The sequence below is a fragment of the Streptomyces sp. MK37H genome (genome assembly GCF_018035285.1).
Lineage (GTDB): Bacteria > Actinomycetota > Actinomycetes > Streptomycetales > Streptomycetaceae > Streptomyces > Streptomyces endocoffeicus.
The window spans coordinates 1-1394 of record NZ_JAAAYH010000851.1; the positions used below are offsets into that span (position 1 = coordinate 1).

At 70.9% G+C, this 1394-nt stretch carries 2 protein-coding genes and 1 pseudogene; 2 read left to right on the plus strand and 1 reads right to left on the minus strand.

What is annotated here, in order from left to right:
* Positions 1 to 672, plus strand: a 672-nt coding sequence (locus GWI24_RS44385; RefSeq protein ID WP_210951664.1) for a response regulator, incomplete at its 5' end; no start/stop codon positions are given.
* Positions 669 to 1160, plus strand: a complete 492-nt coding sequence (locus GWI24_RS44390; protein ID WP_210951665.1) for a two-component system response regulator — start codon at positions 669 to 671, stop codon at positions 1158 to 1160. The genes GWI24_RS44385 and GWI24_RS44390, both read left to right, overlap by 4 nt.
* A 21-nt stretch (positions 1161 to 1181) precedes the next feature.
* On the opposite strand, the pseudogene GWI24_RS44395 reads toward GWI24_RS44390, so the two are convergent.
* Positions 1182 to 1394 (minus strand): annotated as a pseudogene (locus GWI24_RS44395) (hypothetical protein); the annotation flags it as partial.

A 1394-nucleotide genomic window follows, 5' to 3' on the forward strand; every position in this document is an offset into this window, starting at 1 on the left:
AGCCGCCCCGCCACCCGGGCCCCGGGCGGCGGGGCGGAGGCCGAGGCCGAGAGCGGGCGGGAGACGGAGGGCGAGGACCAGGACGACGGCTGGCCGGGGACCACCCGGCTCAAGGAGTGGCAGCGCGGACGCCCCGGCCAGGTGCTGAACGGCCGCCGCATCCTGATCGTCGACGACGACATCCGGAATGTCTTCGCGCTCACGCATGTGCTGGGCCGGGTCGGCATGACGGTGAAGTACGCGGAGAACGGCCGTGAGGGGCTGGAGGTGCTGCACCGCAACCCGGACGTCTCGCTGGTTCTGATGGACGTGATGATGCCGGAGATGGACGGGTACGAGACGATCCGGGCCATCCGGAGCACACCGCGTCTCGCCGAGGTGCCGATCCTCGCCCTGACCGCGAAGGTCATGCCCGGCGACCGGGAGAAGGCCATCGACAGCGGCGCCAATGGCTATGTCCCCAAGCCCGTGGATGTCGACCGGCTGATGTCGGCGATCCTCGATCTGCTCGATCCGGACGGTGAGGTGGGGGAGTCGGGCGAGCCGGGGAGCGATGACGCCACGTCTGACGGGTCTGACGGTGACACCGCGGTATCCGCGGAGGGCGTGTCCGGAGAGGGCGCCGCGCCTGCCGAGACCGGTCCGCCGAGGCCGAGGCAGGGGGAGAGATGACTACGAGCGTGTCCGAGAAGGCCGGAATCCTCATCGTCGACGACATGGAGGAGAACCTGATCGCGCTGGAGGCCGTGCTCGGCCCGCTCGATCAGCAGCTCGTCCGTGCCCGCTCCGGCGAGGAGGCGCTGAAGGCGATGCTGCGGCAGGACTTCGCCGTCGTTCTGCTCGACGTGCTGATGCCGGGCATGGACGGTTTCGAGACCGCCGCGAACATCAAGCGGCTCGACCAGACCAAGGACGTCCCGATCATCCTGCTGACCGGGACCGACGCCGACTCCGACTACGCCTACCGGGGCTATGCGATCGGCGCCGCCGACTTCCTGACCAAGCCCTTCGACCCGTGGCTGCTGCGGACGAAGGTCAATGTGTTCCTGGAGATGCACCGCAAGAACCGCCGGCTCGAGGCGCGGACCGAGCAGCTGGCCGACCGGGTCGAGGAGCTGGAGCGCACGGTCGAGGGGCTGCGGAAGTACGTCGAGAAGTGACCGGTCGGGGCTGGGCTCCGGTCAGGGTTCCACGGCCGTGACGAGGACGGCCACCGTGGGCGGCTGGTCTCCCGGGGCCGGGGTCGGTGCGGTCTGCGCCACCGCCGTTCGTACCGCCCTCGCCACGTCCACGGCGCGGTGATCCGCCGCCACGGCCAGCTCGATCCGGATGTGCGCCCCCTCGATGCGCACGGCCCGGGGCGAGCCCAGCACCGGCGCGAGCCGGGTGACGCC